This window comes from Terriglobus albidus, from assembly GCF_025685425.1.
Classification (GTDB): domain Bacteria; phylum Acidobacteriota; class Terriglobia; order Terriglobales; family Acidobacteriaceae; genus Terriglobus; species Terriglobus albidus.
The window spans coordinates 53,853-80,567 of the sequence record NZ_JAGTAS010000032.1 but is presented as its reverse complement, the minus strand read 5'-3'; the positions used below and the strand labels follow the sequence as shown (position 1 = coordinate 80,567).

Genomic DNA, 26,715 nt, shown 5'->3' with positions numbered 1-26,715 from the left:
TACGCCGTGACTTTCGAAAATACACATCACTATTTCCCTCCGACCGCACCCTGCTACGATAGCTGCGCAGATTCACCTTCAGAGCAACGACTCTGCTTGAGGTGCGGAAAGTTCCCCGCCTCAATGAAAATCTCTATCGATAAGGGCCGATCGTCTATGCGGGTGCTTGCGCCGAATTTCGCTGTTTTGGGACTGCTCCTCTCTCTGAGCTTTGGAACGAAGAATCTTGCAGGACAAACTTCGGGAGCCGCCTCCAAAGCGAAGACGCCGGCAGAACATGCGAACTTTATCGATGCCTCAGGCCGTCTCAAGCCCGGCTTCCAGGCTCGCGCTTACCACACTTCTCACAAGTACCTTCTGGAGACGATAGGCTCCGGTGTCGCAGCCTTTGACTACGACAACGATGGCCGTCTCGATATCTTTTTCGCGAACGGTGCGTCCGTGCCGAACCCGGCACCGAAGGGGACCATGCCGCAAAAGAAGGGCCCGGAAGACTGGAATCGTCTGTATCACCAGAAAATCGATGGCAGCTTTGAAGACGTAACCGAGCGCGCCGGCTTGAAAGGTGTTGGCTATGGCATGGGCGTTGCCGTCGGAGACTTCGACAATGATGGCTTTGAAGATCTCTATGTGACGGCGTATGGAGGCAATCGCCTTTACCGCAACGATGGTGACGGCACCTTTACGGACGTGACGGCGAAATCCGGTACCGGTGGCGCGGCTGCTCAAGGGGATAACTGGTACACCGCAGCGGCGTGGGTGGACCTCGACAACGACGGCAAGCTTGACCTCGTCGTACTGCGCTACGTGCATTGGGATTTTGAGGACGTATGGTGTGGGGAGCATCGCGAGGGATACCGCGCCTACTGCCATCCTGATATCTTCCCGGCGATTCGCCCCATGGTGTATCGCAATAACGGGGATGGGACGTTTACAGAGAAGGCTGTCGCCTTCGGCCTCGACAAGCCTGCGAAGGGCCTCGGGATTGCTCTTGCGGACTTCAACCGCGACGGCAAGGTTGATCTCGCAATCGCGAACGACTCCATGTTCGAGTTCCTCTACAGAAATGACGGAGACAAGTTCAGCGAGATCGGTCTCACCGCAGAGATCGCCGTAGACAGTGAAGGAAAGACGTATGCCGGCATGGGGATCGACTTCGAAGACTATGACAATGACGGCCTTCCGGACCTGGTCATCACCAACCTCGCCATGCAGAAGTATGCGCTCTATCGCAACAACGGCGATGGCTCTTTCAACTATGACACCTACAGCTCCGGCATCGCGAAGATGACGTTGCTGCGCTCCGGCTGGGGTATTCGCTTCTTTGATTACGACAATGATGGCCGTAAGGATCTGATTGTGGCCCAGGGGCATGACCTGGACAATGTGGAACTGAACTTCCCGCAGCTCCACTACCGTGAGCCGATGCTGCTTGCCCGCAATGTTGGCGAAGGGAAATTCGTTGATGTTTCGTCTGAAGCTGGAGCCGTCTTTCGCGAGCCGTGGGTGGGACGAGGACTGGCGCTCGGCGACTTCGACAATGACGGCCGTCTCGATGCAGTGGTCTCTACCAACGATGGACCGGCGCATCTTATCTTGAATCGGACGGAGTCAAGCAATCACTGGCTGACGCTACTGCTGGTTGGACATACCTCCAATCGTGATGCGATCGGAGCCAATGTACACGTGATATCTCACGGCCAATCGCAATATGCGACGGTCTCTACGGCGGGCTCGTATCTCTCCAGCAGCGACAAGCGGGTGCATTTCGGACTGGGCGAAAGTACGGAAGCGGACATAGAGATCCAGTGGCCCAGCGGCATCCGGCAACACCTGCAACATGTGGGCGTGGATCAGATGCTTCGCATCGAAGAACCCGCGAAATAGAGCATTTCCCTGTTGCTGGGTATCCCAAAAAGGCACGTGCCGCGGCGTTTTCCTTTTCGGAAAACGCTGATTGATGCGGGATTTCCTGCCCCTACAGGGAAGATGCTCTGGCTCTCTTTCGTTTATGTCGTTATCCGCACTATCTTTCCCTGAGACGTCTTCTTTTAACTTCGATTCGTGAACTAATTCGAGGGATTGAAACGTCTCATAAAAGATTTCTTGACATAGGTTTAGCGACGCGGATAACGTTTTCTCGCTATTAGATGAATCCGGATTCAGACACTCTATGAATCCGGATTCAAACAAAGCAGCAGCTTTTCCATTCGAGGGGCAAAACGCATGAACGCACGCGCAGTTAACCAACTCTGCACGCGGCGAGGTATGGCATGGGTACTATCCATGCTTCTCGCAATTGTTTCTCTGGCAACTCATCCGCTGTACGCTCAGGTCGACCAGGGTGCTATCACAGGCACCGTCTCGGATCCTTCAGGCGCTGCAGTCCCGAATGCGACGGTGACTGTAACGAACGTGGATACGGGATTCGTCCTGACGGACAGAACGGACTCCAGAGGAACCTACACCTTCTCCCCAATCAAGATCGGCAAATACACCGTGAAGGTTACGGCCGCCGGTTTCTCTACCAAACAACAGGAAAACATCCAGCTCCACGTCGCTGAACGCGCGACTGTGGACATGTCACTTCAGGTCGGTGCGGAAGAGACGGTCGTCGTAACGACAGAAGCGCCTCTGCTGCAGACCGGTGACGGTTCGACGGGACAGGTTATTGAAGCGCAGACCATCGTCGACACGCCGTTGAACGGTCGCAACTACGTCTTCATCGCGCAGCTCGCAGCTGGCATTGCTCCCGGTAATGGTTCGCGCGGTTCGGGTAAAGGTGACTTCTCGGCCAACGGTATGCGTTCCGAGCAGAACAACTTCCTTCTGGACGGTGTCGACAACAACGTCAACGTTGTGGACTTCTTCAACGGAGCTTCATACAGCGTGAAGCCCCCACCGGAGGCACTGGCTGAGTTCAAGGTGCAGACCGGCGCCTACAGCGCGGAATACGGCCACTCGGCCGGCGCGGTCGTCAACGTGTCCGTGAAATCAGGTACCAACAAGATTCACGGTTCGGCATGGGAGTATATCCGCAACGATGCCTTCGATATTCATGAATGGGCGTCGTTCGGCAATCGTGTTGTTCCCAAGTACCGTCAGAATCAGTTCGGCGGCACGCTCGGCTTCCCGATCATCAAGGACAAGCTCTTCCTCTTTGGCGATGTGGAAGCGAATCGCATCATCTTCGGCGAGAGCAGCAACATCTCTGTGCCGACGACGTTGATGCGCCAGGGCAACTTCTCAGAGCTTCTGGACACTACCAAGACCGGAAAAAGTAACCCCGTACAATTGGTGCAGCCAAACTCAGGCAACATCGCTACGCCGATGAGCTGCAATGGTCAAAACAATGTCCTCTGCGCAAGCCAGATCAATGCGACTGCGCTGAAGATCCTGAACATGTATCCGGTCGCGAACCAGAGCATCGGCGGTAGGATCACGAATAACTACTTCAGCAACCGGAACGCGATCGATAACACCACCCAGTTCGATATCCGCGCTGATTACAACGCCACCAAGAGTGATCAGGCGTTCGTTCGCGTCAGCTACTCCGATACTCCGGGCACCCGTGCTCCGATTCTCGGGCCAGTTCTGGATGGCGGCGGCTTTGGCGACACCGGCAACATTGTCAACTTCTCAGAAGCTCTGGCAGCGAGCTGGACGCACTCCTTCAATTCGAGTCTCGTCAACGAAGCGCGCTTCGGCTACAACTACGGTCACTTCGGGTTCACCCAGCCGAACGCGTCGAACGCGAATCTCGCGGCCAGCATTGGACTTGGCGGTATTCCGGGAGGCTCCACGAACGGTGGTTTGCCTAACGTTTCCATAACTGATTTGAACGGATTTGGCACACCGACCTGGACGCCAACCGACGAGCACCAGAACGTCTACCAGATCCTGGACAACGTCACTAAGATTGTCGGTAACCACAGCTTCCGTACTGGCATTAACTTCCAACGCATTCGCTTCGCCACCCTTCAGCCCATCGAACCACGTGGCACCTATAACTACAGCGGTAAGTTCACCGCGGCAGCGGGTTCGCCTACGACCGGCGGAATCGCATACACGGGCGCCGGCGTTGCGGACTTCCTTACCAACAACATGGACACGGCAGCAATCACCAACATCGCCACCACGGATGATGTTCGGTGGATTCGTGCGGCGTACTTCCAGGATGACTGGAAGGTCTCGCAGCGGCTTACTCTCAACCTCGGTCTGCGCTATGAGTATGCACAGCCATACATGGAGCGCCACGACAACCAGGCAGCCTTTGTCGTGAACACAATCGGACCCAACACGGGAACGGGTACCTACTATATTCCGAGCTCTCAGCGGAATACGCCGTTGGCAACCAGCTTTACGAACACGATGGCGGCCAACCGTATCAACATTGCTTACTCAGACAACCGTTTCCTGATCGAACCGCAGAAGACCAACTTCGCACCCCGCTTCGGCATCGCCTACAAGGCGACGGAGAAGCTGGTATTGCGGGCAGGCTATGGTCTCTTCTATGGCGGTCTCGAAAGCTCGGGATACTATCCCAACCTCGGCCTGAACTATCCGTTCATGTTCGAGTCTGGATATAACTCCACTACGCTGTATGGATCCTGCACCACGACGAGCTGCCGTAACAACGGTATTACGTTGGAGAATGGCTTCTCCGCCGCTATCGCCGCCGGCTTGCAGAATTCGGTAACCAACCCAAGCCTTCGCGGATCCGATGCTAAGGTGAAGACGCCATACAGCCAGCAGTTCAACCTTTCGACCGAGTACGCGATTTCTTCCACACTCTCTGCCGGACTGGCGTATGTGGGCTCCAACTCACGTCACCTGATTGTTTTTCCGGATAAGAACGGATCGACAGCGCTTCTCGCCTCGGGCGGAAATACAACTAACTACAAGCCCTTCCCGGGAATCAACGGTACGGCCTACAGTTCGTACGCTGGAGCTTCCAGCTACAACTCGCTGCAGGCAAAACTCGATCAGCACATGCATAACGGGCTTAGCTTCCTGGCGAGCTATACCTGGGCGCATGCTCTTGATAATGCCCCAACCCCACTGGGTAGTCGCGATGATTCCGGCTTCCGGAACCCGAATCTGATCGGCCTGGGCGCGGATTGGAGCAACTCACCCTTCGACGTGCGCCAACGCATTGCGCTCAACGGCTCGTATGCCTTTCCGTACGGTGTCGGCAAGAAGTTTGGCAATCATCATGGTGTGATGGACGTTGTCCTTGGGGGATGGACGAACAGTTTGACGTTCATCGCGCAGACGGGCAATCCAATGAGCATGAACACCAATGTGAGCACCCAGTCCGGTGCAACAGCGCATCCGATCGCTGTTCGCGATCCGTTCTCTGCCGGTGGCTCGGCGGATTCGCGCCGTACCGATACCGTAAGTTGTGCGGCTCAGGTACGGACGCCCACGCACTGGTATAACCCCTGCTCCTTCATCAATCCTCCTGCAGTTGCTTCTGGTTCTGTCATCACCGGATCGGCGGCGCTGCCCTATCTTGGTTCGCCACGTAACTCGGTCTACGGCCCGGGATACCAGCGCATCAACGGTTCACTCTTCAAGACCTTCAACATCTGGCGCGAGGGGACGACCCTCCAGCTTCGTGCTGACTACTTCAACCTGTTGAACACACCCGCCTACGGCAACCCCGATCGGAATATCGGATCCGGCGGCGGTCAAATCACCTCCGCCCGCAGTCTGGGTCAGTTCACTCCGGACTCGCGGTTCTGGCAGTTCGCGGGCAAGATCAACTTCTAACCTGCGGTTTCATACAATGATGTGCAGCCGGACTTGTCAGTCCGGCTGCACATCGCAGTCTTAAGTCATCAAATTTTCCCCGGACCCTGTGAGATCTGTTTCAAATGCCGCCGTGCTTCTGCTGTGCTGTGTCCCTGTGACGCTGCATGGACAGGCGACAGCAAAACACGCGGCGCATCCCGCGGCCTGTTCCGGGAACGCGCTCTCCCCGGCAGACGTAGCCCTCGCCCGTAACGCGCTTGAGAGCTATAACCAGGGCGACCTCGAACAGGCAAAACCCCAGCTTATAAAACTTGCACAGACCTATCCGTGCCAAACAGAACTGCAGGCTGCCGCTGGTATGGCGCTGGCAGACTCTGGCGACAACGCGGCCGCATTGCCTTTTCTGGATCGCGCCTATACCCGGAATAGAAGTGATGCTGCCATTGCGTTCAATCTCGGTGTCGCTGAGATGAAGTCCGGCAACACGAAACGTGCGGAAGAAATTTTTAGCGACCTGATAAAGCGCGCTCCCGGAAAGTCTGACTATCACCTCGCCCTTGCCGCCGTGCAGATGCAGCGGGAAGAGTTCGCCGCCGCTGCCGCATCCTTCGAAAAGGCAAATGCAGCATTGCGAACGAGCAATGTTCCGGCAAGTTTAGACATGCGGATCGACTGGGCGACGGCGCTGCTGAAGAGCGGCCAGCCGGCCAAAGCAAAGGATCTGCTCGCATCAGCCCATGAAGCTCTCAAATCCGCCCCCGCACAGGAAATTCTTGCTGCGTCAGAGGAGAAGGCAGGGAACTACGCCGAGGCGGTCAAACACTTTCGGCTTGCCGCGCAGCTTGATCCCTCCGAGTCCATGATCTTCGGCTTCGGCAACGAGATGTTGCAGCACTTCGCCTTCGATTCGGCGATTGAAATCTTCAAGTATGGTGTTTCAAAGTATCCGGCCAGTGATTTGCTGCAGATGGGGCTGGGTATCGCCTACTTTGGCAATCACAGTTACGATCTGGCTGCTCCTCCCTTTCAGGCGGTGCTTCAGCGCTCTCCGCAGAACGCCACCGCCGCGGAGTTGCTTGGCCGAAGCTGCGAGGCTGCAACCAGTACCTCTGTCGCCGGCTGCGATACCCTGCAGGCGTTTGCCGACGCGCATCCTGAAAATGCAATGGCGTCGCTGTATGCCGCGAGCAGCATTCTTCACCAGGCCACCGATACGCGCGATACTGCACGCGCGGAGTTGCTGCTGCAGCACTCTCTGAAGGCGGACCCAAGGCTTGCCGATGCCTGGTATGAGCTGGGTATCTTGCAACAGAACAGAAATCAGTGGAGTGAGAGTGCGGCATCCCTGGAGCGTGCTGTCGAAGAGCGTCCCGCATTTCCTGAAGCGCACTACCGCCTCTCACGCGCCTACGCACGTCTCGGAAAAGCGGACAAAGCACAAGCCGAGATCGCGTTACAGCAGAAGTACGCCCAGCAATCCAAAGACGAAAACAACCGGCGCATGCAGGAAGTGATTATCTTCCTGACTGCAAAGAACTAAACCCATCTTTCTCTGACAGGAGTTATCGCATGCCCATCTCTGCCACTCGTCTGACCCTCGCGCTTGCAGCCACACTGGCCTTTGTGCCGCAGGCTGCACCGCAGGCACAGACAGTTCCAGCGCCGAAGGTTGTTGAGCAGGACGGACGCCACGCCCTTCTGGTGAACGGCAAACCGTTCCTGGTACTGGGAGCGCAGATCAATAACTCCAGCACATGGCCTGACACCATGCCGCAGGTCTGGCCTGCTCTGGAGCGCATGCACACCAACACCATTGAAGCCCCCATCTATTGGGAGCAGCTGGAGCCAAGCCCGGGCAAGTTCGATTTCTCCTCCGTGGACATGCTGGTCCGTCAAAGCCGTGAGCACAACATGCATCTCGTCATCCTCTGGTTCGGGACCTGGAAGAACGGCAACATGCACTATGTGCCGCAATGGGTGAAGGAAGATCCGAAGACGTATCCGCGGGTGATTAACCGCTCGGGCGAACCTCTGGACGTACTCTCCGCGCAGTCGCGTACGAACCTCGAGGCCGACAAGCGCGCCTTTGCGGCGATGATGCATCATCTGGCTGAGATCGACAGCAAGGATCACACCGTGATCTTTGTGCAGGTCGAAAACGAGTCCGGCAACATCGGCACACCTCGCGACTTCTCCGAAGCGTCGAACCGCGAGTTCGCCGGCGCCGTTCCTACGGATCTCGTCAACGCGCTGCACAAACAGCCGGGAACCTGGTTCGAGGTATTTGGCGGCGATGCGGACGAAGCCTTCCAGACCTACTATCAGGCTCGCTACGTCAACGAAATCGCAGCGGCCGGCAAGCACGAGTTCAACATTCCCATGTACTGCAATGTCTGGCTCGCCTATCCCATTGGGGAGCTTCCGGAGCGCCAGGTGCGCAACCCTGGTATTGGCTATCCCTCCGGCGGCCCAACGGTAGCGATGCTTCCGCTCTGGAAGGTGCTTGCACCGTCGATCGACGTCATCGGTCCGGATATCTACTCCGACGACCCTGGCTTTTACAAACAGGTGCTCGATGCCTATGCTCGTCCGGACAACGCATTGTGGATTCCTGAGACCGGTAACGGCGACAGCTACGCGCCCTATCTGTTCCTGGCTTTAGGCCATGGAGCTATCGGTTTCTCGCCGTTTGGTGTGGACGAGACCGGGTGGACCTTTGGTAAGGATGACGGGCCAAAGGCTCATACCCGGAACTACGCTCTGCTGGGACCGATGGCGGACGAGCTGGCGAAGCTCAACTTTGAAGGCAAACTGAAGACCTCGGTGGAACTCCCCGGTCAGGCCGAGCAGGAACTGGATTTCGGTCCGTGGAAGGCATCCGTACGCTTCGGGTTCCCGCAGCAGGACGGCCGTCATGCACCCGGCACGCCGGACCATTCCGGTCGGGCGCTCGTCGCGCAACTTGGCCCCAATGAGTTCCTGGTAACGGGCGTCGAGTCCAGCGTTGCGTTTCACGTTCCCGATCGCCTTCCTGGGCTCCGGATGCAGATCCTCAGCGCCGAAGAAGGTGAGTACGTCAATGGAGTATGGAAGGCGAAGCGCTTGTGGAACGGCGACCAGACCGATCGCGGCCTGAACTTCCACCGCAGCCAGAACGCAGTCGTCCGGATTCGGCTGGGGACATTTTGAAGGCTCAATAGAAACAGCCACTTCGGAGCGTTTGTAATTGATCTCGACACAGGTATATCGGTTTTGATAACACACTGCACAAGTACGCGTATGACCGTCTCTGAAAGGTGGTGGCTAGCATGAAGCAGCGCCTTTTCTCCTCGCAAGGTATTGGCCTGCTGCTGACCGCTGCAGCCGTTCTCCCGTTGGGAATTGCGGTTGCGTTACGCGGCAGTAGCGGCAAGGTTTCAGCTGCGACCGAGGCAGAGACCGCTGCTGCAAAGCGGGCAGCGTACAACGAGAAGGTGAACGCGAACTACAACGACCGCTTCAGCGCTGAAAAGCATTTCCTGCCTTCGCTGATGACGACAGACACGGGCCAGTTCATCGACCCGAAGGATTTCCCAACCGCCCAGTACTGTGGGCGTTGCCACAAAGAGGCCCAGCATCAGTGGCGGGAGTCCGCGCATTCCAACTCCAATCGAGCGCCATGGTACCTGCGTAACGTGGACATTCTGAAAGACACAAAGGGCGTGGAATACACACGTCACTGCGAAGGCTGCCACGATCCGGTGGCCATGGTTGCCGGCACGCTCACGCAGGGCGCTGACAAACGCCGTCCCTTTGATGCCGATGGCATCACTTGTTCTGTCTGCCATTCCATCCAGAAGACTGACACGCGCGGCACTGGATCGTATGTGCTTGCAGTTCCGGCAGTGCTCGTGGATGAGAATGGAGCACGCATTACGCGCCAGGTCTCCGATCTTGAGATCCTTACGCACCTTGATCGTCACAAGGCCGCGGTCATGCAGCCTCTCTATAAAACGCCGGAGTTCTGCGCTGCATGCCATAAGGCGGCTCTTCCGCGAGATCTGAATGACTATAAGTGGCAGCGTGCGATCTCGCTCTACGACGAATGGCAGAACTCCTCGTTTGCCAAGCAGTCTCCGCTGCCGTTTTATGTAAAGGATTCTGTCTCTACCTGCGTAACCTGCCACATGGTGCGCGAGAAGATCACGCTTCCCGATCCCGGAGCGAAGAATGGGGAACTGGCCTCACACCGCTGGCTGGGAGCCAATACCATAATTCCGCAGTACTACGGCTACGATGAGCAGGCGAAGAAGATTGTCGAGTTCCTGCGCAGCAACTATCTCAACGTGGACCTCTTTGCCCTGGAGCACGGCAGTGATGGAAAGGATGTCTCTGCGCCGTTGGGAGTGCAGAGCTTCGAAGTGAAGCCGGGAGAGCTGATTACGGCGGATTTAGTGCTGCAGAACAAGGGTATCGCGCACGCTCTCGTGCCGGAGCAGCGCGATTTCTATGAGTCGTGGGTCGACTTTACGGTCAAGGACAAAGCCGGTAAGGTGCTGTTCGAGAGCGGCTTCCTGCAACCGAATGGTGATCTCGATCCTCGGGCGCACTCGTTCACCAATCGCCTCATCAATCCGGATACAGTCCAGAACCGTGAACATCAAGTCTGGAACACCAGGATCGTTGCATACAACAACACCATCCAGTCAGGCCGGTCGCAACTGGTGCGTTATGCCTTCCATATGCCGGCTGCAAGCACTGGACCGGTAACGCTCACAGCGACCGTGCGGTATCGCCGGTTCAATCAACACTTCATGGACTTCGGTATGAAGAAGACCGGCAATGATCACTATCCGCAGCCGGTGGTCGAGGTCGTATCTACCTCGCGCATCATCCAGGTCGGAAAGAATGGACGCACGGAGCCGGTTCCGAATGAGAACCCCGAATGGATGCGTTGGAATAACTACGGTATCGCTCTGCTGGATGCGCAGCAGTATGCGGCCTCTCTCGACGCTTTCAAGCATGTTGCGGCGCTGCGGCCTACTTACGCCGATGCCTATACGAATCAGGCCATCGCGGAGTTCTTCTGGCAGCGCTACAGTGATGCCGCCAACCACCTGCATGAGGCGCTGAAACTCTCTCCTGGAAATGCGCGGGCGCAGTACTACCTCGCGCTGGTTCAGCGGAATACTGGAGATTTAGAAGAGGCGATCGCTCTTCTTCGGCAGGTGATCGTCACCTTCCCGCGCTCGCGGGATGCGCATCGCGAGCTGGGCTTCTCGCTCTATCAACTGCATCGCTATGCTGAGGCGAAGGAAGAGTATCTGAAGGTGCAGGGCATCGATCCCGATGATCTGGCGGCACACTATATCCTTTCGATCCTTTACCGCAGGCTTGGGGATAAAGAGATGGCGGCGAAGGAGGCCGCGATCTTTGCTGATCAGAAAGATGATCCCTCCGCCAACAGCTTCGCTCTGAACTTCCTTAACCAGCACCCTGAGATCGCAAATGAAAGCGTCTTTTGGCATGCGCATGAGCTCGATTCGGATCAGGATCATATTCAGGGCCCACTTCCAACGAACTTTTCGGCGACGCAGAACTAGAGGACACGCGTGTACAGACGTCTTTCGCTCACAGGTCTTCGTTGCGTGGTGCTCTTCTTCGGACTTACGGCTGCAAGCAGCCTTTGGGCACAGGAGCAACAGCAACCCGCTCAGCCTCTTGATGGAGCGGCGTTAACGAAACAGAAGGGCTGTGTCTACTGCCATGGTGAACACCTGGAAGGAACAGAGGGGAAGGCACCCTCTCTTCGAGGCGTTGGTCTGCGGCGCGATAAAACCTTTATTGAAGGCCAGATCCGTAACGGCGGCCAATCGATGCCGCCCTTTGGCGAGGCTTTGACGAACGACGAGATCCAGACACTGGTGCAGTATCTTTCTCAGATGAAGGAAGCACCGGCGAAGACAAATACAGACGCCAAACAGCGTCCAGGGAAGAAGCATTGAGCATACGCCGGAATCTCCTCTTGTTATGCCTTACTCTTGCCGGAATCGCCGCTGCCCAGCAGCCGAAATGGAACGCTCCACATAATGGAAATCCATTTATTCCGGGATACAATGCTGACGCAACGGTCTTGCAGGATAACGGCATTACGTATGTCTTCGCGACGGAAGATCCGTGGGGAGGCCGCACCCTGAGCTGCTGGATGTCGGCCGATGTCGTGCATTGGTCCTCGTGTTCTCTGAACTGGCCGACGAAAGAAGCAGCGACAAGTCCCAGTTCTAAAAGCAGTATGGTGTGGGCGCCGTCAGTGGTTCATGCCCCCAATGGCCGCTACTACATGTATGTTTCGGTCGGCAGTGAAGTGTGGGTCGGTGTCGCAGACCGGCCGCTCGGGCCGTGGAGCAACGCCTTGGGCGACCGTCCTCTCATCCGTGCGGACTTCGATCGCAGATATCACATGATCGATGCAGAGGCCTTTGTCGATACCGACGGCCAGGCCTATTTGTATTGGGGATCAGGATTGAACTGGGTCAACGGACACTGCTTCGTCGTCCGTCTGAAGCCCGATATGGTCACCTTCGATGGCGAACCGAAAGATGTCACGCCTGGGCATTACTTCGAAGGACCATTTATGTTCAAGCACGGCAGTGCGTACTACCTGATGTACTCCGAAGGTAAGACGACGGACGATACCTATAACGTGCGCTACAGCATTGCCGACAACCCATTCGGTCCATTCAAGGAAGGCGCCACCAGCCCGGTTCTGGTCAGCGATAAGGAACATGACATCCTGGGACCAGGACACCATGCTGTCTTTGAACGAGGTGGCAAGACCTACATCGTCTATCACCGCCATAGCCTGCCATTCCAGACCGCCTCGGTTCTGCGTCAGCTCAGCATGGATGAGTTGGTTGTCGATGATGCCACTCATACCTTGCGTAAGGTGATGCCGACGCATACCGGACCAGCATTACTGCATACCAGCGTGCGTGACGCCGGTCACCTCCCAGTAACGGTTACAGCCTCCAGCACCGCAAGCAAGGATTTTGCTGCAATCGCGGTTCTGGACGACAACTACGCAACGCGTTGGCAGCCAAGTGCGGAGGATAAAGCTCCCTGGCTTGTCGTTGACCTCGGTAAGCCGATTGCAGGAACAACGGCTCGTGTGACCTTTGAGTATGCATGGAAGCGCTACCGCTATCACCTGGAAGGTTCGCTGGATGGAACGAAATGGTTCCCGATTGTCGACCAGACGGGAGAAGGCACCAGCGGTTCACCAACAGAGTTTTCGCGCCTGCCGCGCGTGCGTTATCTACGGTTGAACTTCACCGCAGGTACACCTGCGGCAGAGCTGGCGATCTTTGAGTGGGGCGTTTATAGCGGGCAGTAGGATGGTCGGAATATTCGAGCGTAGCTCGAATGGGTGGGAGCCATGGGCTTCAGCCAGCCTTGCTGGCTGGGGTAAGGCGTGGGCTTTAAAGCCCATTCTTTATTGAGGAAGAAAGATGTGTTGAGCGCTGAAGGCGCGACCTATACCAGCCTGGGGCAACGCCCCAGGGTTTTGGTACCCACAAGATGTTAAAGGGCTGAAGGCCCGCCCTATATAGGAGCCTTCAATCCGAACGTATCGTTTCGATAGGTATACAACGTTTTCACGAATCGTTTCGTTTGTGACGATTGGGATTATAGATCGGGCCTTCAGCCCTCTTCCCGTCTCCCTATCTCCGTCCCTGGGGCGTTGCCCCAGGCTGGTATAGAACGCGCCTTCAGCGCTTGATTCTCCGTAGGGCCGATCTGTGGCCGGCCCGAGGATGATCGGGCGCACCGTGTCAGCGGGTTGAAGCCAGCTGCTCCCACCCAATACTATTCGAGATCAACTCTCTTCGGGCGCTGTGAATCTACGCCACAGCGAACGACGCCATTGCCTGTTCAATCGTGACGGCCTGATTGGAGACCGTATTCGGACGCGTCTTCGGGCTGACCATCACTGCCTTGGAACTGCCTTCGATCCAGGCCAGCACGGTCAACTTGCCTGGCGCGGCAATACGGCCCATCTCGATCCAGTTGTAGTACGCGTTCATCTCGGCATCGACCAGTGAGCCTTCCGGATCCAGCACCTTCGATTCCGGATCACTCACCATCTCGTTGAATCCGCGATGACGTTGGCGCGGGGTATACCGCAGCAGCACGGTATGCGGCTGTGCACGGCGGGCAAGCTCGCGACCTGCCCACTGGACGAACGAAGTGCTGAAGATCTGTGTGCCGGAGCCCGAGGTGAACAGCTCGGTATAGAAGCGCTGCAGAATTGGATCGGATACGACCTGTTCGCTGCGCAGTTCATTCGGCGCAATCACTGCAAGATCACTGCGCATCTTCTCGGCATTTGCCTGATTCGTGTTAAGGATCCCCTGCATTCGTTGGAGGACACGCTTCCGCAAGGGAGAGAGTTGGGGATAACTGACCTGGATGGCGGAAGCGCGCACACTCTCAGGTAAGATCCACGGCTGGCCGCCGTCGACATACCAATGCGCGTAGGCCTCTTTTTCCTTAGCGGCGTGTCTCGCGAACGCTTCCAGCAGTTGCTGTTGCGCGATTGCCGGATTCACTCCGTTCAGACGAACACCCTTCCGTGCAAGCTTGCTGAGGATGGATGCTCGGGAGGTGTCCGCGCCCTGACCCACAACGATGAGTGCGAGCCGTGTAGCCTCATTCGGCTGATCCGGAATAGCGGCGAAGAGTTCACGCGACCCCTCGTGGAAGCTGTTGATCTGTCCGGTGGACCACAGATGTGCGCTCAGGCGCTCTACGAAAACCGCGGGCGAGTTAACCCAATCCAGCTTCTCCAACTCCGGCGTCATCGCAATGGCACGTAGGGGAGCAAGCAGCGCATCGCGCTTTTCCTGGGGAAGAGCAGCCAGTGAATCACACTGCCATGCCAGCGTCTTCCGCTCGATGGGAAACCGGGTATCGAGATCGGAGATCTGCGCCAGGAATGACGGGCAGACGGTAAGCGGCAGTTGCCGCAGCAGGCCCAGGTGTTCTACCGCAAAGCTGCGCGCCAGCGGTGGATAGCTGTCGAACGATGACGGCTGCAGTTGATCCGGTGTCATCGCAGCTCCTCAATGCAACGGCCCGGCGAGTTGGTGCTGAAGCCCAAGTGACAGCCGATCGTCGGCACCAGGTCAATGGACTCGATTGCGCGATCGACAACGGTGTTCTGACGAACGTGCGGTCCCAGGGCAAGCAGCCAGGTAGTGCGGGCCATCGCGCTGCCGGTGCGGTGATGCTGGAATCCGTTGCCGGCCGGGTCATCATCGGCGTCGCGGCCAAAGTCGGGCATGATGTAGACCGTCGTACGGTCCTTATATTCCGGATGAGACTGCACAGCCTTCCAAAGCTCAGCGCAGAGTCGGTCAGCGCGCTGGATCGCGTCAATATACAGCGAGAAAGCTCCGGAGTGGGCAACGTCCATATCGTGCAGCGTCAACATCATGAGCGAAGGCGCCTGTCGATCCATCAGCCGTTTGGCAATAAAGATGGAGAGCTCGTCGGCGCTGTCCAGGGTTTTGGCATGCTTCACGAAATCCTGCACTGAGAGCCGCAACGTTGATTCCAGCGTGTCCAGATGCATCTCGTTGTCCTGGGCCGTCGCTGAGATGTCATACGAGGGCATCTCGTAGTTGTCCTGCAGGAAATGCTGTAACTGGTCGTTATCGAACAGATTGGTGTTCCGTGAAGCGGCGCTTAGCAGACGTTTGGGAAGAATAACGCCCGCACCGAACTGGGGACCAAAGCCTCGGGCGCTGCTGCTGCCGATCTTCTGGAAGCCGTTGCTGGGGGCAATGACCCATGCATCTGTCTCCGGCCGGCGCAGTTCCCGGCGGAAGTACTCAAAGAGCGTGGGGTTCGGTGGCGGCTGGGCAATGAAATTGTTGAACCGCTCGTAAACACCGGTGACGATGCTTGCTGTTGCCACATAGTGGCCGAGAATGCCGGCATTCCGAACCTGCGTGAAGAAGGTGCCCTGAGGCAGCAGAGTATGCAGCAGGTTGGGAATATTCGCCTGGCCCTCTTCGGCAAAGGTCTCTTCATCGCGGGCGCCGCCACCGAAAGTTACGACGATCGTCTTGTCAGCGGGACGTATCGCGGAACCGGTCAGTGCCAGGCCGCTGCTGAACGAAGTTGCCGAAACCATTCCGACAGCGCCTCGTAGGAAAGCACGTCGTGAAGCCGAAACCGCCTGGAATGAAGCGTTAAACTTCATTGAACTGATACAGATATTTCCACTGTGAAATGAAACTTTGTGCCCGATGATAACGTATAAAAACCAGCCCTTTCAAGTTCTGATTTCTCGCAAGAAATGATTGTGCGACCATTCGGATGCGGAGAAATGGAGCCCGGTCAAAGCGGGCGATGGTAGGTGTCGTGGAATCTGTAAACATGCGCGAGATCGCTCGGCGTGCAGGCGTGTCGTGTGCCACGGTTTCGCGTGTCCTGAGCGGTTCTGCCCTGGTCCGCGAGGACACCGCTAAGAAAGTCAGACACGTCGTCAGCGAAGCCGGATTCATTCCCAACCCGAGTGCGGCAATGCTGAAGTATGGCCGCAGTCGAACATATGGGTTGGTCATCCCGGACCTTCGGAACCCGTTTTTTGGGGAGTTCGTCGGCGCCTTCGAAGATCTGCTGATCGACATCGATCATGAAGTGCTGCCTATCAGCGTACAGACCTCCGACAAACTGGTGAAATCTGTCCGCCGCATGTTGATGCGGCAGGTCGATGGCGCTGTCCTGGTGTCGTCTGAGTTTGATACCGGCGCGGTAGAACCGTTGCTGTTACGTCAGATCCCGCTGGTCACCGTGGACCGCCGGTCAGTACAGGTCGGTTGCAGTGATGTCTCGATTGACTACGAGCGCGGGTTCATCGAGGCCGTGCAGCATCTGAAGACACTTGGACATAAACGGATCGGGTACATTGGTGGCACAAAGGGCCCTCATACCTCGGAAGTGCGAGCGAATGCATTTGAACAGGCTGTACGCGGCGCGGGCCTGGTTTTCTATCCGGGGCTGACGCGGCGTGGGAACTATGAGGTGACAGGCGGTGAGGCTGCCGTGACGTCACTGATGAAGACGCCTGCTCCTCCCACCGCGATCATTACCGCGAACGATCTTACGGCCCTGGGTGCGGCGCTTGGCATTCATCGTCTTGGCCTTGGTGTTCCGCGCGACCTTTCGATTGTGGGCGTTGACGACCTTTTTCTGAGCGAGGTCGTGCAGCCGCCGCTTACCACGATCCGCATTCCGCGCAAACGGCTTGCGACCGCCTGTCTGCAGGCAATGAACTATACGAAACAGAATCTTGAGCGCATGGGTGCCGAGTTCTCCGTTCCCACACAACTGGTCGTCCGCGAAAGTACCGCAAGACCGAAGAGTGCGCCGAAGAAGAAGAGCATGAATTGAGCATGCAATCCGGAAGGCCACTGGGAGCCGATCTCGCTTTTTTTGCTGCCTATCTCATCATCACGATGGTCATCGGATGGTTCTCGAAGCGCCGGAATATCTCGGTCGGCGAGTATCTGAATGCAACCCATGTCATGCCTCTGTGGGCGGTGGTTACCGCCTACATCGCGACTAACTGCGGCGCTCTTGAGATTGTTGGACTTAGCGCCATGGCCGCGCAATATGGAGCACAGGCGCTTCATTTCTACTGGGTAGGCGCCATCCCCGCCATGATCTTTCTCGCCCTCTGGATGATGCCGATCTACCGGCGTAACAACATCACCAGTGTGCCGGGATATCTTCTGCTCCGCTATGGCCCCCGCATGCGCCTGATCAACGCATGTATCACCGCGATCATGCTGCTGCTGCTGGCCGGCATCAGCCAGTACGCCGTCGCCCAGGTTCTGGCGGCGACCATGTCGCTTCCATTTGAATACGGTATCGCGCTCTGCTCGATTGCGCTGACCATCTATGTGCTGCTGGGCGGCATTCGAGCCACGATCTATAACGAGATCTTTCAGCTTGCCGTCATCGTCGCCGGATTGCTTCCGCTGGCGATTCTCAGTGCACGCCGTTTCAGAACGCTTCCCGCCTGGGCTCTCGGCAATCGTGTCCATCTCTGGCGCGGTCTGCCGCTGGCTGCCCCGCACGCTCCGATGGATGCGCTTGGTGTTACGGTCGGCCTTGGCCTCGTTCTCAGCTTCGGATACTGGTGCACTGACTTCGTGCTTATGCAGCGTGCCTTCACTGCGCGCACAGAACTTGAGGCGAGGCAGGTTCCGCTATGGGCGGGTTTTGGCAAACACCTCTTTTCCATGATCGTGATTGTTCCGGGCCTGGTGGCTTACGGGCTGGTGCCAAACCTGAACAGCCGCTATGACCGGGCGCTGCCATCGCTGATGACTTTGCTGTACGGCCGGTGGCTGACTGACCTGGGAATTACGGCGCTTGCGGCCAGTCTCATGTCCGGGCTGGCGTCGAACGTCTCGGCGTTTGCCGCACTGTGGACGGAGGATATCTACCGTCAGGTGCTTCGGCCCGGAAAATCTGACCGGCACTATCTGACGATGGGGCGGGTGGCCGTGATCTTTGCGGTTATCGTCAGCCTTTTTGCGTCCTATCTCAACTTCCTTTTTGCCAACCTGATGGAGCACGTGCAACTGATCTTTTCGGTCTTTGCCGCGCCGTTCTGGGCAGTTTTTCTCCTGGGGATCTTCTCCCGCAGAACTTCGGAACGTGGCGCCATGACCGGTTTCTTCGCCGGCTCCATCCTCTCCTCGTTGCACTCCATCGCTGTTATGCGCGGGTGGCTGCACTACGGAAGCACGATGTCCGCAAATTTCTATGCCTCGATTTATGCATTTACCATCGCGATGATCGTAGGCTGGCTCTCGAGCCCACCTCCTACGCCGGAGGCTGCGCGGCAACACGCAACTCTTCGCTGGCAGCGGGAGGATCTTATCCCGAGAAACCGAATGCTCTGCATTCTCTCGGTGATCCTGTTTGCTTCTACGATTCTGATGAATATTTTGTGGTGGTAGAGCTTGTTACGAATATTTCTGTTTCAAAAGCAAATGTCAAAGGTGGCATAGTACCTCAGCGGCTTAAAGCCGCATCTCTTCCAGGCCAAATACGGCATGGCTGAAGCATGCCCTTAAGCAAAACAAGAAGCAAGCTATGAGCTTGCTTCTCCGTTCGCGCAACGCGCGAGTGTCTTGTTTAAGGGCGCAGCTTTAGCTGCGCCGTACCAGACCTCTGAAGTGAAGCGGCTTTTAGCCGCTGAGGTACCTTCGGATATCCCACCCATCGGGTATCGGGTCCCCGACGAACTTCGTTTGTTGGGGTGAGTAGCGATGGATGGGGCACCCAGATTCCAGCCACACGGAAGTGTTGTGAAGCTTCCGCAGACACTCACTGCCGCTCAAGCGTAAACATTGCCGCCTGAAAATCTCCCCGGAGTGCAAGATCCACTCCGTGATGCATCCAGTACGCTCCCGTCGCTTTAACCGGAGTACCTTCATTCACTTTGCCGGCAACCGGATGCAGCTCGTACATCGCATTCTCGTCGAGACCTCGCAGATACAGCCGAGGATAGGGATACATCTGCGTACTGGAGTGGAGATACGCGAAGACCGCCACCTGTTTCCCATCGCGTGAGACGCTCTCCGTTGCGGCCTGCTCGCCTTCACGAGGCGACATCAGACGATACAAATCTCCCTGCTGTACCGTCTGGCGAACAGTCTTATAGGCTGCAATCATCTTCTGCGCGGCCGCGAAGTCTTCGGGTGTCCACTTGTTGAGATTGGCTCCGATCCCGAGAGAGCCTTGCATCGAAGAGAGAAAACGATACTCCAGCGACAGAGAACGCTGATTCACCCATGTAGGTGAGTCTGTGACCCAGGCCATCATGACCGCCGGGGTGTAGGCATAGCTGAAGCCCTCCTGCAGGAAGAGCCGGTCATACGCGTCGGTGTTGTCGGACGTCCAGACTTCGTCGGTGAACTGCATCACTCCAAGGTCTACACGGCCGCCGCCGCCGGAGCAGCTTTCAATCTCAACCGCAGGATGTTTCTGCCGCAGCTTTTGCAAAATATCGTAGTAATTTCGAATAAAGTCTACGTATACATTTTTTTGTTGTTCAACAGGAACAGCGGACCAGCCGGGTTCCGACCAGTTGCGGTTATAGTCCCACTTGAGAAACGCGATGTCATTCTCGTTCAGCAGTTTGTCCAGAAAGCCAAGGACGTAGTCGTGAACGTCTGGGCGGGCCAGATTCAGCACCAGCTGATTGCGGCCCTCGGTCCGGGGACGGCCGGTAAAGTTCAGAACCCAGTCCGGATGCTTCCGATAAAGATCGCTGTCCAGATTCACCATCTCGGGCTCAACCCACAGGCCGAAGTCCATCTTCAGCGAGTGCACCTTGTCGATCAGTGGCTTCAGGCCGTGAGGAAACTTCTTCGGATTGACGTTCCAGTCGCCCAGACCGGCATGGTCGTCGTTACGTTGTCCGAACCAGCCATCGTCCATGACAAAGCGTTCAATCCCAATGCTCGCGGCTTTTTCGGCAAGCGCCATCTGGCCGGCCTCATCAACCTTGAACGCAGTCGCTTCCCATGAGTTGTAAAGAACAGGACGCAGCTTGGGATGCGGCGCATGCGGCAGCAGGGAATCGACCTCGAAACGATGCAGCAGGCGAGACGCGCCGCCGGTGCCGTTACTGGAGAAGCCCCCGTAAAAGTACGGTGTCTGGAATGTCTCCCCGCTCTTCAGCAAGTAGGAGGAGTCGAAAGCGTTCGGTCCGCCGGTGATGCGCGTTCCTTTGGTAGGATCCTGCTCCACGGCAATCTGCCACGATCCGCTCCAGCCTAGTGCGGCGAACCATACATCTCCGTGATCCTGGTCGTGATCTCCGGTGCGATCGATCATCACCCACGGATTGTTCTGTGCTCCGGTCGTTCCCCGGCGGCTCTCCAGAACTGTCTTCCCGCCATGGATTGGCTGCTGTTGCAGATTCCATTCCGCGGCCCACCGCCCGGTGACGTAGTGCAGTTGATAGTCGGCGCCGCGAGGCAGATTGTAGGTTCCGCTCGCGACCTGCTCGATGGTGAACGGCGCCCCGGTGCGGTTTGAGATCTCAGCTGACCGGCGGATAAGGCCGGTTGCGGAGTCCATGTGATATTGCACCTTCACGTAAACCTCACGCGAGATGTCTTTCATCACAACATCCAACTGGTCGGCCGTCGCCGTGTGCGAGGCATACTTCAGAACAAGGTCGCGATTACCGTCGGGAAAGGTGATCTTGAGATCGGGTTCAAGATAGAGCCCTCCGCCCCAGCCTGTAAACTCCTGCGGAGTTGTATTCACGGGCATATCGAACGAAGCTAGTCCCTGCCGCTGCTTCGGCGCCTGGAACTCCTGTGACTCCGGCAGCCGCTTTCCCCAGTAGACAGTTTGCAATTCGCCTTCGTCATTCACTCCAACGACATAGCTCACATCACCGCCGTTCAGCCGAAAGACCCGCTGTCCGTCTTTTGCTCCTCCGCCGGAGCTTTGCAATGCAAATGCTACCGGTGTGAGGAAGAGAATGGCCCAGGTGACATGCTTCATGCCGCGCTCCTTCTTGGTTCGCTAAATACAGTCGTTGGAATGCTCCCGCATGGTTTCGGCGGAGGTAAGTCTGACTTTGCTGAGATGTTGCTGGAGTGGATCGAAGAGATCTATCGAGTAAAGCGCTTACCTGCGGATTGTAGTGAAAGTCGCTCAGGGTTGGGAAGGGTATAGATCCTTCTCTCGCGTCTGGGAATCAGATTTCGTACGGGTGCTGCCACGGGCGTAACAGGTCACTCCGGGACAGATAATCTGGAACGTCTCACCAGTCATTTTTCTGTATAAGCTTTGGCTGTTTGCCCTGGCGGCCATTGAGCAGCCAGTCCAGGCGGGAGGAGATGTCCTTTTCGCTTGCTTCGCCTTCGATACGGCCTACCAGCATGCCGTCCGTATCCAGGATCACCGTCGCCGGAACCAGTTCGCCGAGCTCGAGTTCTTTCAAGGTATCGGCGGATGCCCCCTGCCAGACTGGAAGAGAAAACTTACGCTTCGCGATCAGCCCCGGAATCTTTTCCCGGGCATCCGCGCTGTCAATGGAGATGGCGACGAAGCGAACCCTGGGATATCGCTCCTGGAGCTTGACCAGCCGAGGCATCTCGCTTTTGCAGGGCATACACCAGGTGGCCCAGAAATTTATGACCGCTGGCGTACCATGAAGCTCCTCGATCCGACGCCGATTACCCTTGAGGTCGGTAAGTACGGCGGAAGGCTCGCGAAGAGCTTGTCCCTGAGCAAATCCTTCCTGTAGAAGGAGCACAAAAATCGCTGCAAAAACGATGTTCAAAGCCGCCAAATAAGGCGTATTCTTCTTTCTCAGAACTTCCATGAAAACGTTTACCCTGCTCGCCCTCATTGCGTCTTCCACCTTCGCGCTTGGTCAAGGTTGTATCGCCGCGCACACCAATCAGTCAATCTGCGCAATGGGCCCGCAGGAAGAAACAAATAGCGGTAAAACGCATGGTGGTCCACATGACTTTATGCATAAAGTCTCGGTGGAAGTGGACTGGCGCAGCTTCAGCTCATTCCGGCACTACGTCGGTACCGTCGAGCAGACGCAGCGCGCGGTTCTCGGGACTCAGATCAAGAACCACCAGAACATCTACAACATCGCCCTCAACTACGATCTGAATCCCCGCTGGAGCTTCAATGTCTCCGTTCCTGTATTGCAGGGGACACGCAATCAGCTCTATACCCCTAAGGGTGTCTATGAGATCGCGGGTGTGGGTGACATCATCGTCGGGGCTCAGTCCTGGCTCTTCCGTGGACCCACCGAGTGGGGTGGCAACGTCGCCATCGGCTTCGGCCTCAAGCTTCCGACCGGTGTAAGCGATGCAACCGGCACGGCTCTGCTGTCAAACGGAACCTATGGGAAGGCAACGGCCGACCAGTCCATGCAGCCCGGTGACGGTAGCTGGGGCTTTACATTGTCGTCGCAAGCCTATAAACAGACCTACTTCAAGACCACGGCTTACTTCCAGGGCTCCTGGCTCTTCAATCCTCGGGACACGAACAATGTACTGACCTTCCGCACCAGGCCGTTGGAGAAGTACATGTCCGTCACGGATCAGTATCTCTTCCGGGCCGGATTGGGCCGCCATGTTCCCAAGGTTCGTGGCCTCTCGGCGACCTTTGGAGGCCGTATGGAGGGCATTCCTGTCCGCGATGCCTTCGGTAAGAGCGATGGCTTCCGTCGTCCGGGTTACATTATCTCGATCGATCCCGGTATCACTTACCAGTACGGTCGAAGCACGCTGATGGTGAACGCTCCCTGGGCCATTCAACGGAATCGCCGGGCCTCTGTTCCTGACCTTGCAGTCGGAGCCCACGGGGATGCCGCTTTTGCGGATTACGCTCTTGTGATGGGCATTGCCCATCACTTCTAGAGTCTTTTCCCTGTTGCTGGTATTCCGGAAAGGGCGTGCAGCGGCGTTTTCGTTGAGGAAACGCCTGTAGATGTGGATGCTCGGGACGATATCTACAGGGAAATGCTCGAGCGCTTCTCGCTTCTTTCTAGAGCTATCCCGCGCCAGGACGCGGGATAGTTCCATGCAGCGTCTCTGCTGCATTGGCCTACTGTTCGCCACAAGAGCCGCGAGTTACCAATTCGACCCTCATCGTAATCATCCCTTTTCCAACCGATTCATGCTCCATGGTTTTGAAGAGCATCTCTGCAGCTTTCCGTGCGATCTCGACGACGGGCTGGCGAATGACGCTGATCGGAGGCTCCAGGGCATCAGCAAGTTCGAAGTCGTCGAATCCGAGAAGTGCAACCGAGCGGGGAATCGCAATGCGGCGTTCACGAAGGACACGATACGCATGAACGGTAAGTTCGTTCTTGATGCAGAAGATCGCATCGATCTTCTGCCGTCCGGCAAGATGTCGATCCAAAGCAGCGCGTGTCGAAAGGTAATCCTGAACGTTCAACTCCGCAAGATAGGGAAGTCCGGCTGCGCGGATGACATCACGATGTCCCTTGACGCGCTTCTGGCTGGTGAAAAGCGGCGCATCTCCACCGATGCAAAGAATCCGTTCATATCCATTGCGGATCAGGTGTTCGGTAGCTGCCTTTGCGCCTCCATAGTTATCAGCGAGCACGGTCGGCACAGCTTTGTCAGGGAACGGGCGGTCAAAGCAGATGACAGGAAACTTGGCGTGCTGCAGCATCGTGGGCTCGGCCGCGTAGGTTGGAGCAAGAATAAGGCCATCGATCCTACGCTGTATCAGCGCGGTAATCTGTTCACGCTCTCGCGCCGGCTGGTTATCGCTTGCCGCCAGCAGAACCAGCGTCTCATGCTCGAGAGCTACTTCCTGAATCGCGGCGGCTGCCGCTGAGAAGAAGGGATCAGCGACACTTGGAATGATGAGCCCGATCGTTTTTGTCTTGGCGCCCTTCAGACTGCGCGCCGCCTGGCTGGGATGGTAGCCAAGCTCCTGAATCGCAGCCTGCACCTTGGCCAGTGTTTTCGTGCTTACATTCTGTCCACCATTGATGACCCGGGAAACCGTTGCCGCCCCTACGCCCGCGCGGCGGGCAACATCCATCAATGCCGGTACACTTGCAGTCTTTTTCGTCATTTCTATCAGCCAGAACGTTTGTATCAGATTTACTGACGTGCTCTGTGTGCTATTTCATGAGGCACAACGTTGACAGAACAAAAGGGCCTTCAATAGAGTCACAGCAAAGAATGGAATCGATTCCAATTCATTCTAGCGGAGTTCACGGAATGTCCGGTCTCAATCGAAGACAGTTGGCGAAAGGTATATTGGGCGGCGTCGCCGGTAGCACTCTAGTGGGTCCGCTTGTGTCTTCGGGGATCGCGCAGGTTGCGAGTGCTGCCGCCTCCTCCGGCTGGAAGCCCGTGGCTCCCGGAGTGTGGTGTCTGACGGTGGGCAGCCCGGAGATCCACTCTCCTGTGCGCGATCGCCTCATTCCACCTGCAACGGATGAAATGCATCGGCTTCCTCAGGAGTCGTTGCTTGCGCCACCGAAGATCGCCGCAACCATCGATCATCGCGGAACGCATCTTCGCCTGCCTCTCTTCGAAGGAGAGCTGATGTATGGCTTCGGACTGCAACTGATGTCATTCCAGCAGAGATCGAAGAAACGCACCATCCGTGTGAATGCCGATCCAAAGGGAGACTCCGGCGACTCGCATGCTCCTGTGCCCTTTTACATCACAACCCGTGGATATGGCATCCTGGTCGACACCTTCCGTCATGCCCAGTTTTATTGCGGAGAGGTCCATCCCAAGCCGTCACAGCCACAGACCGCAGGTCAGGCTGCAGTGAATACTCCCCGACAGATGCGGGAACGCGATCGGCAAAACCAGAGCGAGGTTCTGGTGGAAGTTCCCAGAGCGGCTGGTGTCGATGTTTACTACTTTGCCGGACCATCCATGATGGAGGCGGTGCAGCGCTATAACCTGTTCAGCGGTGGCGGCGTAAATCCGCCCGAGTGGGGACTGGGGTTCTGGTATCGGCCCGAGCAACATCTCAGCCAGGAGGCGGTTCTTAAGCTCGCACATGAGTTCCGTGAGCAGAAGATTCCGTGCGATGTCATCGGCCTGGAGCCTGGATGGCAAACGCATGCGTACTCCTGCAGCTTTGCCTGGGAGTCCGCACGCTTTCCCGATCCGAAGCAGTTTGTACAGCAGGCGCGCTCGCTCGGTTATCGCGTCAATCTCTGGGAACATGCGTTCACGCATCCTTCGTCGCCGATCTTTTCAGCCCTGCAACCCCACTCTGGGAACTATGCGGTTTGGGAAGGCCTGGTTCCTGATTTTGCCGGGGAGCCGGCACGAAGAATCTTTGGCGACTATCACGGTAAGGCCCTGATCGACATCGGTATCAGCGGCTTCAAACTTGATGAGTGTGACAACTCCGACTTCACCGAAGGATGGTCCTGGCCCGACAACAGCAGCTTCCCCTCCGGCCTCGATGGAGAACAGATGCACGCCGCGTTCGGTCTGAAGTATCAGCATGCCGTACTTGCTGCCTTTCAACAACGGCAGCAATCAACATACAGTCTGGTTCGTTCCAGTGGCGCCCTCGCATCACCTTATCCGTTTGTGCTCTATAGCGATCTCTACGATCATCGTCAGTTCGTTCGAGCTCTCATCAATGCCGGCTTTAGCGGCCTGTTGTGGTGCCCTGAGGTAAGAGATGCCGATAACGAAGAAGACCTGATTCGGCGATTGCAGACTGTTGTCTTCTCACCGCTGGCGATGGTGAATGCCTGGTACATCAAAAATCCACCATGGAAGCAGATCGAGCAGGAACGGAACAATCGCGATGAATTCGCTGCGAACTGGCAGGAACTGGAGACCCGTTGCCGCGAGATTCTTGGATGGCGGATGTCACTGGTGCCTTATCTGAGATCTGCGTTCGCGAAATATGCCGCGGACGGAACTCCCGTCTTCCGGTCTCCGCTTCTCGATTTCCCGCAACATAAGGCGCTACAAACTGCGGACGACCAGTACATGATGGGTGACCGTCTCCTCGTCGCTCCTCTCTTTGCCGGAGAGAAGGGAAGAGATGTCGTGCTGCCCCCTGGAAACTGGCATGACTTCTGGACAGGCGAGCATCTTGCCGGAGAGCAGACGATCCGCGTCAATCGCGACCGCAAAGAGATTCCTATCTACATCAAAGAAAATGCTGTCATTCCCTGGGCTGAACCGTCGGCATCCACCGAAGATTCAGGTTCACGACAACTGAGTGTTCGCGTCTATGGGAATGGATCCGGCGTCTGGGATGGTAAAGGCGAAGATCTCAATGGCGTGCGTCTGGGGGCGAGCCGGCAGGTCAGCATCGTCCAGGCAAGCAATGCTCGACGGCCCTATCAGCTCGGTCAGTGGAACCGCATCGGCTGACGGT

Annotated in this window: 16 protein-coding genes; 11 read left to right on the top strand and 5 right to left on the bottom strand. The window is 56.8% G+C overall.

Features of this window, described 5'->3' with window-relative positions; genetic code table 11:
* Nucleotides 1-123 precede the first annotated feature (123 nt).
* From OHL21_RS06460 to OHL21_RS06430, 7 genes are all read left to right on the top strand, one after another.
* Nucleotides 124-1,887, top strand: a complete 1,764-nt coding sequence (locus OHL21_RS06460; RefSeq protein WP_263416432.1) for a CRTAC1 family protein — start codon at nt 124-126, stop codon at nt 1,885-1,887.
* Nucleotides 1,888-2,226: 339 nt separating this feature from the next.
* Entirely contained in the window at nt 2,227-5,775 is a 3,549-nt protein-coding gene (locus OHL21_RS06455) for a TonB-dependent receptor (RefSeq protein WP_263416431.1), read from the top strand.
* An 88-nt stretch (nt 5,776-5,863) separates the two neighbouring features.
* A complete protein-coding gene (locus OHL21_RS06450; protein ID WP_263416430.1) occupies nt 5,864-7,297 on the top strand; it encodes a tetratricopeptide repeat protein in 1,434 nt (477 codons plus the stop codon).
* Between the two features lie 29 nt (nt 7,298-7,326).
* A complete protein-coding gene (locus OHL21_RS06445) occupies nt 7,327-8,946 on the top strand; it encodes a GH35 family beta-galactosidase (protein ID WP_263416429.1) in 1,620 nt (539 codons plus the stop codon).
* Nucleotides 8,947-9,065: 119 nt separating this feature from the next.
* Nucleotides 9,066-11,339: a tetratricopeptide repeat protein gene (locus OHL21_RS06440; RefSeq protein ID WP_263416428.1), complete on the top strand. Its 2,274-nt coding sequence runs from the start codon at nt 9,066-9,068 to the stop codon at nt 11,337-11,339.
* A gap of 9 nt (nt 11,340-11,348) precedes the next feature.
* The gene (locus tag OHL21_RS06435; RefSeq protein WP_263416427.1) at nt 11,349-11,741 is read left to right on the top strand and encodes a c-type cytochrome; all 393 of its coding nucleotides are present in this window, start codon (nt 11,349-11,351) and stop codon (nt 11,739-11,741) included.
* Nucleotides 11,738-13,129: a family 43 glycosylhydrolase gene (locus tag OHL21_RS06430; protein WP_263416426.1), complete on the top strand. Its 1,392-nt coding sequence runs from the start codon at nt 11,738-11,740 to the stop codon at nt 13,127-13,129. The genes OHL21_RS06435 and OHL21_RS06430 overlap by 4 nt, the downstream gene beginning before the upstream one ends.
* 508 nt (nt 13,130-13,637) lie before the next feature.
* On the opposite strand, the gene OHL21_RS06425 is transcribed toward OHL21_RS06430, so the two are convergent.
* Both OHL21_RS06425 and OHL21_RS06420 read right to left on the bottom strand, forming a co-directional pair.
* Nucleotides 13,638-14,849 (bottom strand): hypothetical protein, encoded by a 1,212-nt coding sequence (locus tag OHL21_RS06425; RefSeq protein ID WP_263416425.1) that lies wholly within the window; start codon nt 14,847-14,849, stop codon nt 13,638-13,640.
* Nucleotides 14,846-15,934, bottom strand: a complete 1,089-nt coding sequence (locus OHL21_RS06420; protein ID WP_263416424.1) for a hypothetical protein — start codon at nt 15,932-15,934, stop codon at nt 14,846-14,848. Before OHL21_RS06420 ends, OHL21_RS06425 begins: the two co-directional genes overlap by 4 nt.
* Before the next feature lie 245 nt (nt 15,935-16,179).
* Between OHL21_RS06420 and OHL21_RS06415 the strand changes: the two genes are divergently transcribed.
* Together OHL21_RS06415 and OHL21_RS06410 are read left to right on the top strand one after the other, a co-directional pair.
* A complete protein-coding gene (locus OHL21_RS06415) occupies nt 16,180-17,196 on the top strand; it encodes a LacI family DNA-binding transcriptional regulator (protein WP_263416423.1) in 1,017 nt (338 codons plus the stop codon).
* 2 nt (nt 17,197-17,198) lie between these two features.
* Nucleotides 17,199-18,776, top strand: a complete 1,578-nt coding sequence (locus tag OHL21_RS06410; RefSeq protein WP_263416422.1) for a sodium:solute symporter family transporter — start codon at nt 17,199-17,201, stop codon at nt 18,774-18,776.
* 370 nt (nt 18,777-19,146) lie between these two features.
* On the opposite strand, the gene OHL21_RS06405 is transcribed toward OHL21_RS06410, so the two are convergent.
* Both OHL21_RS06405 and OHL21_RS06400 read right to left on the bottom strand, forming a co-directional pair.
* Nucleotides 19,147-21,342, bottom strand: coding sequence for an alpha-galactosidase (locus OHL21_RS06405; RefSeq protein WP_263416421.1), 2,196 nt, complete (start codon nt 21,340-21,342; stop codon nt 19,147-19,149).
* Between the two features lie 262 nt (nt 21,343-21,604).
* The gene (locus OHL21_RS06400) at nt 21,605-22,207 is read right to left on the bottom strand and encodes a TlpA family protein disulfide reductase (RefSeq protein WP_263416420.1); all 603 of its coding nucleotides are present in this window, start codon (nt 22,205-22,207) and stop codon (nt 21,605-21,607) included.
* Here OHL21_RS06400 and OHL21_RS06395 point away from each other — a divergent pair.
* The gene (locus OHL21_RS06395) at nt 22,167-23,225 is read left to right on the top strand and encodes a hypothetical protein (RefSeq protein WP_263416419.1); all 1,059 of its coding nucleotides are present in this window, start codon (nt 22,167-22,169) and stop codon (nt 23,223-23,225) included. The genes OHL21_RS06400 and OHL21_RS06395 overlap by 41 nt on opposite strands.
* Nucleotides 23,226-23,412: 187 nt before the next feature.
* On the opposite strand, the gene OHL21_RS06390 is transcribed toward OHL21_RS06395, so the two are convergent.
* Complete coding sequence (locus tag OHL21_RS06390; protein ID WP_263416418.1) at nt 23,413-24,417, bottom strand: LacI family DNA-binding transcriptional regulator; 1,005 nt, start codon at nt 24,415-24,417, stop codon at nt 23,413-23,415.
* 215 nt (nt 24,418-24,632) lie between these two features.
* Here OHL21_RS06390 and OHL21_RS06385 point away from each other — a divergent pair, with 215 nt between their 5' ends.
* Complete coding sequence (locus OHL21_RS06385) at nt 24,633-26,711, top strand: TIM-barrel domain-containing protein (RefSeq protein WP_263416417.1); 2,079 nt, start codon at nt 24,633-24,635, stop codon at nt 26,709-26,711.
* Nucleotides 26,712-26,715 lie beyond the last annotated feature (4 nt).

What these genes read in the sequence shown, in the direction of transcription:
- OHL21_RS06415 (WP_263416423.1), top strand. Translation starts at nt 16,180, where the DNA reads ATGCGCGAGATCGCTCGGCGTGCAGGCGTGTCGTGTGCCACGGTTTCG.
- OHL21_RS06455 (WP_263416431.1), top strand. Translation starts at nt 2,227, where the DNA reads ATGAACGCACGCGCAGTTAACCAACTCTGCACGCGGCGAGGTATGGCA.
- OHL21_RS06460 (WP_263416432.1), top strand. Translation starts at nt 124, where the DNA reads ATGAAAATCTCTATCGATAAGGGCCGATCGTCTATGCGGGTGCTTGCG.
- OHL21_RS06390 (WP_263416418.1), bottom strand. Translation starts at nt 24,417, where the DNA reads ATGACGAAAAAGACTGCAAGTGTACCGGCATTGATGGATGTTGCCCGC.
- OHL21_RS06395 (WP_263416419.1), top strand. Translation starts at nt 22,167, where the DNA reads ATGAAAACGTTTACCCTGCTCGCCCTCATTGCGTCTTCCACCTTCGCG.
- OHL21_RS06440 (WP_263416428.1), top strand. Translation starts at nt 9,066, where the DNA reads ATGAAGCAGCGCCTTTTCTCCTCGCAAGGTATTGGCCTGCTGCTGACC.
- OHL21_RS06445 (WP_263416429.1), top strand. Translation starts at nt 7,327, where the DNA reads ATGCCCATCTCTGCCACTCGTCTGACCCTCGCGCTTGCAGCCACACTG.
- OHL21_RS06425 (WP_263416425.1), bottom strand. Translation starts at nt 14,849, where the DNA reads ATGACACCGGATCAACTGCAGCCGTCATCGTTCGACAGCTATCCACCG.
- OHL21_RS06410 (WP_263416422.1), top strand. Translation starts at nt 17,199, where the DNA reads ATGCAATCCGGAAGGCCACTGGGAGCCGATCTCGCTTTTTTTGCTGCC.
- OHL21_RS06405 (WP_263416421.1), bottom strand. Translation starts at nt 21,342, where the DNA reads ATGAAGCATGTCACCTGGGCCATTCTCTTCCTCACACCGGTAGCATTT.
- OHL21_RS06420 (WP_263416424.1), bottom strand. Translation starts at nt 15,934, where the DNA reads ATGGTTTCGGCAACTTCGTTCAGCAGCGGCCTGGCACTGACCGGTTCC.